Consider the following 7014-nt stretch of genomic DNA (forward strand, 5'->3'; position numbering starts at 1 on the left):
AATTAAGAATTAAGAATTAAGAATTAAGAATTAAGAATTAAGAATTAAGAATTAATTTTTTTGTTGGCAACTAACAAAAAAATTGATTTTTTGAAAAAATTAACTTGCGAATTTTACTTTTAACTTCTGACTTCTTTAAACCTGCTATTTTTCTCAAGGCACTGCTCTATAAAGGTCAAAATATTATCCGTGATTTGGAATTTATTAATACCTATGAAGCAGAAGCGACCGCTATTCTTAAAGATTCATTTTTAGATGTGAGAGCTAAACTTGATAATGGTTCTATAGTGAATTGAAATGCAGGTTTTAAATATAGAAGGTTTGAATAAAATAGTTTCTTACTATGCAGATAAAGTTGGTGTTAATCAACTGAAGCTATGGGAAATTTATGCTGATTTAATTTTGTAATTTCTCTAACTATTACTGATTTTACCATATTTAAAAAGAAGACGGTAAAAGAAAAGGTCGTGAAGAAGGTAAAGGGAATTAATTATAAGTTTAGTAAAGCATTTATTAGGTGAACTTTATATCAATACAAAAGAACGCTTTGATCAATTATCAAGTAGGAAATTAGAACAATATAAGTCAGGCAATGTTAAATTTTAAAAATATGTTCGATTTAGTCGCTTGGTTATACCTAACTAGAGATGAAGATTAATATATATAAAAAACTTTTTTATTTAAAAAATAGATATTTTAGATAAAAAAACTGAATTAAAATCCCAAATTTCAAATTTTCCTGAAAAACCTATCATATACTGTTTCATAAATACTAAATCATACAATAAAAACTATGAGAATATTAATAGCTAGCCACACCTATATTGTTGACCTTAATCGGGAAAAGTTACGTGCTTTAGCTCAACTTGAACCTGGTATTGAAGTTACAGTTGTTGTACCTCAACGTTGGAATCCAAAAGGGGTACAAAGTCAAATAGTTGAAACTAAATTTATTGATGAGGGTTCTTTCCAAGTAGTACCTATTTCTAATTACAGCGAAAATAATCAGGCTTTACTAACTTTTGGTCCTGACTTAATTAGTTTACTCCGAAAATTTAAGCCAGATATTATTCAAGTAGAACAGGGTTCTAAAGCTTTAACTTATGCTCAGTTTATTACTTTTAATAAGCTTTTAGGACTCAAGGCTAAAAATTTATTTTTCACTTGGTGGAATTTACCTTATGAACTTAAATTTCCTATTTCTTTATTAGAAGGTTATAACCTCAGAAATACTGATGGAATTGTTGCAGGTAATAAAGATGGAGAAGATATTTTAAGGGAGAGAGGTTACAAAGGTCCGATTAAAGTTATGCCTCAGTTAGGAGTAGATGAAACTCTTTTTAAACCAGAACCTCAAGCGGAATTAAGAGATAGTTTAGGCATTCAACCTGATGATTTTGTGGTTGGTTTTGTAGGTCGTTTTGTTGAGGAAAAGGGATTATTAACTTTAACTAAATCTCTAGCAGGTTTACAGGAAAAAAATTGGAAATGGTTATTGTTGGGTAGGGGTGAATTACAAACAACTTTGGTGGAAACAGCAACAGCATTAGGAATTAAGGATCGCTTGATTTTTGTAGAAAGTGTGCCTCACGACCATGTACAAAAATATATTAATCTGATGAATACTTTGGTTTTGCCATCAGAAACTACTTATAAGTTTAAAACTTTAACTTCTGTGGGTTGGAAAGAACAATTCGGTCATGTTTTAATTGAGGCAATGGCTTGTAGAGTTCCTGTAATAGGTTCTGACTCTGGGGAAATCCCTTATGTAATTAGGGATGCAGGTTTGGTTTTTCCAGAGGGAAATGTTGAAGAATTAAAAGATCGTTTAATGCAGTTAATGGAGCAAAAAGAATTAACTGAAAGTTTAGGGCAAAAAGGTTATGAAAAGGCAATGAGTCAGTATACAAATACAGCTTTAGCTAGGCAGTTATTTAGTTTTTATCAGGAGTTGGTGTAGGTCATTTCAGTTATCAGTTATAAGTACCCCTGAATATTAAGCATTCTAGCTTTATTGATATTTACTTTACAAACACTATCTATAGTTTATATAGTTTTAGAATGCTTAGTAGGATAGTTTTAAATTTGAAGTAGAAGTAATAGAATACAAGTATTTAAAGATAGCTATAAGCAAGAAATATAATGGTAAATTATGAATATATAGAATGTAAAAACCCTAATGGTCAGCATAAGATGGCTTATACTCAATGGGGTAATCCTGAGAATAAAAGGGTGTTAATTTGTGTTCATGGTTTTAGTCGTACAGGGAGAGATTTTGACTATTTAGCGGCTGCTTTACAACAAAGATATCGAATTATTTGCCCAGATATAGTAGGTAGAGGGAAAAGCGATTGGTTATCCAATTCATCTGATTATGGTCTACCTCTTTATGTCTCAGATATGTTAACTTTAATTAATCAATTAAATCTCAGTAATTTTGACTGGATAGGAACATCAATGGGGGGTTTAATTGGAATGTTTATTGCCTCTCAAAAAAATTATCTAATTAATAGATTAGTTATGAATGATATTGGTCCAGAGGTTCTTCCTGAAAGTTTGAGACGTTGGGCAGGACAATATTTAAGTCGAGGAAATCCTGATTTTGAGAATTTTACTCAAGTAACAGAATATGTGAGAGAATTTTATTCTGATTACGGCGCTTTAACTGATTCAGAATGGGAACATATAGCTAAAAATACTGTTAAAAAGACTTCTGAAGGTAAATATAAATTACACTACGATTTATCTATTATAGATTTGTTTAGAGTTAGTAAAGGTAAACTAAAACCAGTTGATTTTTGGAAAACTTGGTCATTAGTAAGTTCTCCTATATTATTGTTACATGGTGAAGAATCTTATCTTTTGTTGCCAGAAACTATCCAGAAAATGCAATCTATTCATTCCCAAATAACTGTGAAGCATTTTCTTTGTGGTCATAACCCACCTTTATTATCAACAAACCAAATAGAAGCGATCGCCAACTGGCTAAATTAAGGAATTTTTAGTAACGCTAAACCAGTAGGGATTTTAACAGACAGAATTTACGCAGCACTAGCCATATATGGTTTATGATTTGGTCATTATTTCGGATATTACTACTACAATTATTCCTGTTGCATAAGCCCTGATAAAGTTGTAGAGCAATTCTATTATTTTTTTAGAGTTATTTGTCATGTACTCTAAAACTAAACTACGAGAAGATAAACAGGACTTACGCAACAATAAATAATATGATCATTTTTTCAATCTTCCAAAACCTTTTTTCTACCTCTTATCTAAGTTTTATCGGCAGTTTTGATATTTCCTTTGCCTTTAAAATTGCTGAGACAAAAAACGCATAGGAAACTGCACCTACTGTCGCTAAAATTATCAAACTATCTCCCGTAGAATTCCACAAAGCGTGTAACAAAGAAGAACTTAGATAACCAACTCCCAAAATTTTCCATCGATCATGGGGATAAATAACACTTAAACCAATAAAATAACCAAAGTAGCCACTGTAGGCCATGTGACCAGCAATTGATCCTAAAATTCGGGGGATGAGTAGTTGTAAACCTGCTAAATAACCTACTCCTAATCCTAAAAGACCTTCTCCTAACAACTCTGTGACATTTTCCACCATTCCAGGTACATATTGCCCCAGGGTTTCAAACATTGTAAAGCCGACGCCAGAAGCAGTACCAATTAAAATGCCATCTAGAGGTCCCCAAATTCCCACTTGTTCTCTGCGGGGACTTCGTAACCTCTGTCCAAGCCACATACAGCCAAACACTGGTAATGCTTTCAGCAATTCTTCCATTAATCCTGCCCCAAAAAACATTTTGATAAATAAAACTGGGAAGGTTAACTGTTCCAAATTATCTGATACATTACCAGGCAAGATACCACGAAATACAATAATAAATAGAAGTAAAATCGGACTGGCTAGAATTACACAAGTAGCAAAACCGGAGCAAAATAATACCCACCAAGGTTTAGGTTTATCGCATAAACGGTAGACAAAATAGAAAGCAGCACCAGCAATATAACTTGCTATTAACCATTCATATAAATTAGGCATTCCCACAGAAACGAACATCAAAACGACAAAAACTACTGTGACAATGCCGGGTATTAAGTAACCTTCCTTCACTAAATATTTTTGCATTGAAGTAATAGGAATAAGTTCGGCTTTTCCTGGTTTAGAATTGGGGATTATATTTTTCATAGATTAGTTTTTAGTAGTGAAATATTTACCTAAGATTCGATTTCATATACTAGAGATTCTATAGAGTTTTGTCTATAAAAATTTATATCATTAACCTTTAGCGGTCAAGATTGAAAAGATAAGTAGCTTGACACTTTTTACATTTTTATTATGATTGAAAAAATTATTGCTGCAGCAGTTCTTGGTGGAATATTAGGTTTAGAAAGGGAGCTAAGACATAAACCTGCGGGAGTTAAAACAAATGCTGTAGTCGCCATAGCAGCTTGTTCCTTCCTGTTATTAGTAGAGGCGATCGATCCAACTGAAAAAGTTCGCATGATGACAGGTATTGTACAAGGGGTCGGTTTTATTGGTGGTGGTATTATTCTCAGAGAAGGTCTAGTAGCACGGGGTTTAACCAGTGCAGCAGTTATATGGGTCTCTGCCGCCCTTGGGTTAGCTTGTGCTACAGGAGAGTGGAAACTAGCAGTGGTTATTCTTCTAGCAACCTTACTGGTTCTGAGAGGAACTAGACTTTTTCTCAGAAAAGATGAAGAAAATACTTAGGTGATAGGTGTTATAACAATTTGATAAATTTTTGCTACCGTGGCTTTGTTATTAGGAGTCAGGAGTTCATTAATTGATAATTGATAATGGATAATTGATAATTACCTCTGGTTAAAACCGTTCGGGAATTGAAGATTGGGAAATATCCTAGCACTTTTTTCCCCTTCAAAGGGGAGGCTTTAAACCACAATCATTTAATTAACAATTAATAATTAATAATTCGGTAAGAATTTATAATATTTATTTTTTCTGAGAGTAAAACTGTTTCATTTTTGATATTATATCATGTCCGGTAGCATCGGTATTGTATAGCAAAGGTAGGGAACAGGGAACAGGGAACAGGGAACAGGGAACAACAGGCAGGAATACTTAAGGGCAATAAAAAAACTTAAATTTCCTGTAGATATTCACCCTTCGATTTACACAAACGATACCAGCGGACATGATATTAACTTTTATTTTAACCATAAAAAATTGTTTTTTATGCCAAGGAGATAATCTGATTTTCACCCCCTACGTCTGCAGAAAATTTACTAACAGTTTTCATCATTTTGCTGTAAATATCTATGTATGAATTTGGTATTATAATCTCAGTCAATAGTAATTATTACCAACTAGCATCAATGATTGGTAACATAGTATTTTTAAATATTATCCAGAAATACCCAAAGAATTTTCTAACTCATCTAATACTAGGTCAGTAATTACTTTGATCCGATATTTACAAGCGGTGGTTTCTGTGGAATTAAATGTACCATTTTCCCAATATTTATTACTACCTGCTCCACCACCACAAACACCAAAATATTGACAATTTTTCTGACAATTTTCCACTCCAGCAGTCATGTCTTGATAAATTTTCTGAAATTTTTCTGTCTGGATAACTGACTCGAATGTATCTTGTAAAACGTTACCTAAAATGAAGTCTCCATAACTTTCTGTTTTTACAGATAATAATTCTGGATCGAAGGTAGAAAAATTTCCCTGATTATCAATACTGACAATCACAAAAGGTTTATTCATGTCAGTATTTTCTAGGCGCTCATCATCATAAATTAAATTACAAATTGACTCAAATTCACGAACTTTAAATTCACCTTCTGTTTGAGCAGTCAGATCCCAAAATCTTTTAATAAAATCTCGGTAACGTTTTTCTATACCTAATTTATCTAAAGATGAAGACTGATGAACTCCTTCTGTTTCTTCCATATTAAACCCAACATCAGTAATGCCATTTTCCCAAAAAAAGTTAAATATTTCATCAGGATAATCTAAGGAGTCTTCAGTAATAACGGCAATTATACTCAAATCAATTTCATTTTTTTGTAAATAAGAAATACCCCGCATTGTGCTGGCATGACTACCTAAACCTGTGCGAGTTTTACGATGAATATTATGAATGAAATCTGGTCCGTCTATACTCACTCCAACATGAACTGGATGTTGTTTAAAAAAATCACACCAGGCTTGATTAATTAATGTAGCATTGGTTTGAAAAGAATGCCATGTTTGGCAGGGTTGAGTATTATATTTTTTGTCAGCTTGATTGATGATTTCAAAGGCAGATTCATAAAAAGAAATTGGTACAGCTAGAGGTTCTCCAGCGTGCCAACAAACTGTAAAATCACAACCTAAAAAACTACTGGTATAAATTCTTTGAAAAATTGGTTCAATTAAATCTAGAGATAATCTATTTTTGAGTTGACGATGGGGAAGATAACAATAATCACAGTCAAGATTGCAGAAAGAGGTAGGTTGAATTACAACTAAAGAAATCGGACCAAATTTGCAGTAGTCAATATCAGGAGTAAGTTCTGTATTAGTAGGATTAAATTGAATAGTGTTCATTTTTTTTATACTAACTAAATTAAAATCAGAATTATTGAAATTACGAGAAATAACGATCGGGTTTTAGTAAGCATTCAGCTATTAGCCGTCAGCTCTCAGCAATAATATCCAAATATTAAGGACTTGCTCTAAATAAATATAGCCTTTAAAGCCAGCTTTTATAGTAAAATTCAATTTACTTCAATTAATCAAGCTTTTATCTAAAACTAAAATAAATAGCTGTTAACGCAGCTCCTCCGCAGGAGGCAAGAGGCTAGCTAATAGCTGACTTCTGAATGCTTACAAGTTTTCTATATTTCATTCACTAAATTAACTAGATTCTGATTGTTTCTCCCGCCAAAAACTATTTATAAACTTTTATTTTTACCGAATTATTAATTATTAATTGTTAATTAAATAATTGTGGTTTAAAG

General features: G+C 32.4%; 6 protein-coding genes. 4 read left to right on the forward strand and 2 right to left on the reverse strand.

Features of this window, described 5'->3' with window-relative positions; genetic code table 11:
- Positions 1 to 104 precede the first annotated feature (104 nt).
- The 3 genes from ACP6PL_RS15630 to ACP6PL_RS15640 all read left to right on the forward strand — a co-directional run bounded on the left by ACP6PL_RS15630 (position 105) and on the right by ACP6PL_RS15640 (position 2994).
- The gene (locus ACP6PL_RS15630) at positions 105 to 296 is read left to right on the forward strand and encodes a hypothetical protein (RefSeq protein WP_426546190.1); all 192 of its coding nucleotides are present in this window, start codon (positions 105 to 107) and stop codon (positions 294 to 296) included.
- A gap of 497 nt (positions 297 to 793) precedes the next feature.
- Entirely contained in the window at positions 794 to 1960 is a 1167-nt protein-coding gene (gene hpsO / locus ACP6PL_RS15635; protein ID WP_426546191.1) for a hormogonium polysaccharide biosynthesis glycosyltransferase HpsO, read from the forward strand.
- Between the two features lie 182 nt (positions 1961 to 2142).
- Positions 2143 to 2994 carry an alpha/beta fold hydrolase gene (locus ACP6PL_RS15640; protein ID WP_426546192.1) on the forward strand — a complete coding sequence of 284 codons (852 nt, stop codon included), beginning with the start codon at positions 2143 to 2145 and terminating at the stop codon, positions 2992 to 2994.
- A gap of 277 nt (positions 2995 to 3271) precedes the next feature.
- Here the strand turns inward: ACP6PL_RS15640 and ACP6PL_RS15645 are convergent, their stop codons facing one another.
- Complete coding sequence (locus ACP6PL_RS15645) at positions 3272 to 4207, reverse strand: PrsW family intramembrane metalloprotease (protein WP_426546193.1); 936 nt, start codon at positions 4205 to 4207, stop codon at positions 3272 to 3274.
- Between the two features lie 150 nt (positions 4208 to 4357).
- On the opposite strand from ACP6PL_RS15645, the gene ACP6PL_RS15650 reads away from it, so the two are divergent.
- Positions 4358 to 4753, forward strand: coding sequence for an MgtC/SapB family protein (locus ACP6PL_RS15650; protein ID WP_426546194.1), 396 nt, complete (start codon positions 4358 to 4360; stop codon positions 4751 to 4753).
- A gap of 651 nt (positions 4754 to 5404) precedes the next feature.
- On the opposite strand, the gene grrM is transcribed toward ACP6PL_RS15650, so the two are convergent.
- Positions 5405 to 6601, reverse strand: coding sequence for a cyclophane-forming radical SAM/SPASM peptide maturase GrrM/OscB (grrM, locus tag ACP6PL_RS15655; RefSeq protein WP_426546195.1), 1197 nt, complete (start codon positions 6599 to 6601; stop codon positions 5405 to 5407).
- Positions 6602 to 7014: the final 413 nt, after the last annotated feature.

The sequence above is a fragment of the Dapis purpurea BLCC-M126 genome, assembly GCF_050015975.1.
In the GTDB taxonomy this organism is placed as follows: Bacteria; Cyanobacteriota; Cyanobacteriia; order Cyanobacteriales; family Microcoleaceae; genus Trichodesmium.

Coding starts and splice junctions, on each gene's coding strand:
- hpsO (WP_426546191.1), top strand. CDS start 794: ATGAGAATATTAATAGCTAGCCACACCTATATTGTTGACCTTAATCGG.
- ACP6PL_RS15640 (WP_426546192.1), top strand. CDS start 2,143: ATGGTAAATTATGAATATATAGAATGTAAAAACCCTAATGGTCAGCAT.
- ACP6PL_RS15645 (WP_426546193.1), bottom strand. CDS start 4,207: ATGAAAAATATAATCCCCAATTCTAAACCAGGAAAAGCCGAACTTATT.
- ACP6PL_RS15650 (WP_426546194.1), top strand. CDS start 4,358: ATGATTGAAAAAATTATTGCTGCAGCAGTTCTTGGTGGAATATTAGGT.
- grrM (WP_426546195.1), bottom strand. CDS start 6,601: ATGAACACTATTCAATTTAATCCTACTAATACAGAACTTACTCCTGAT.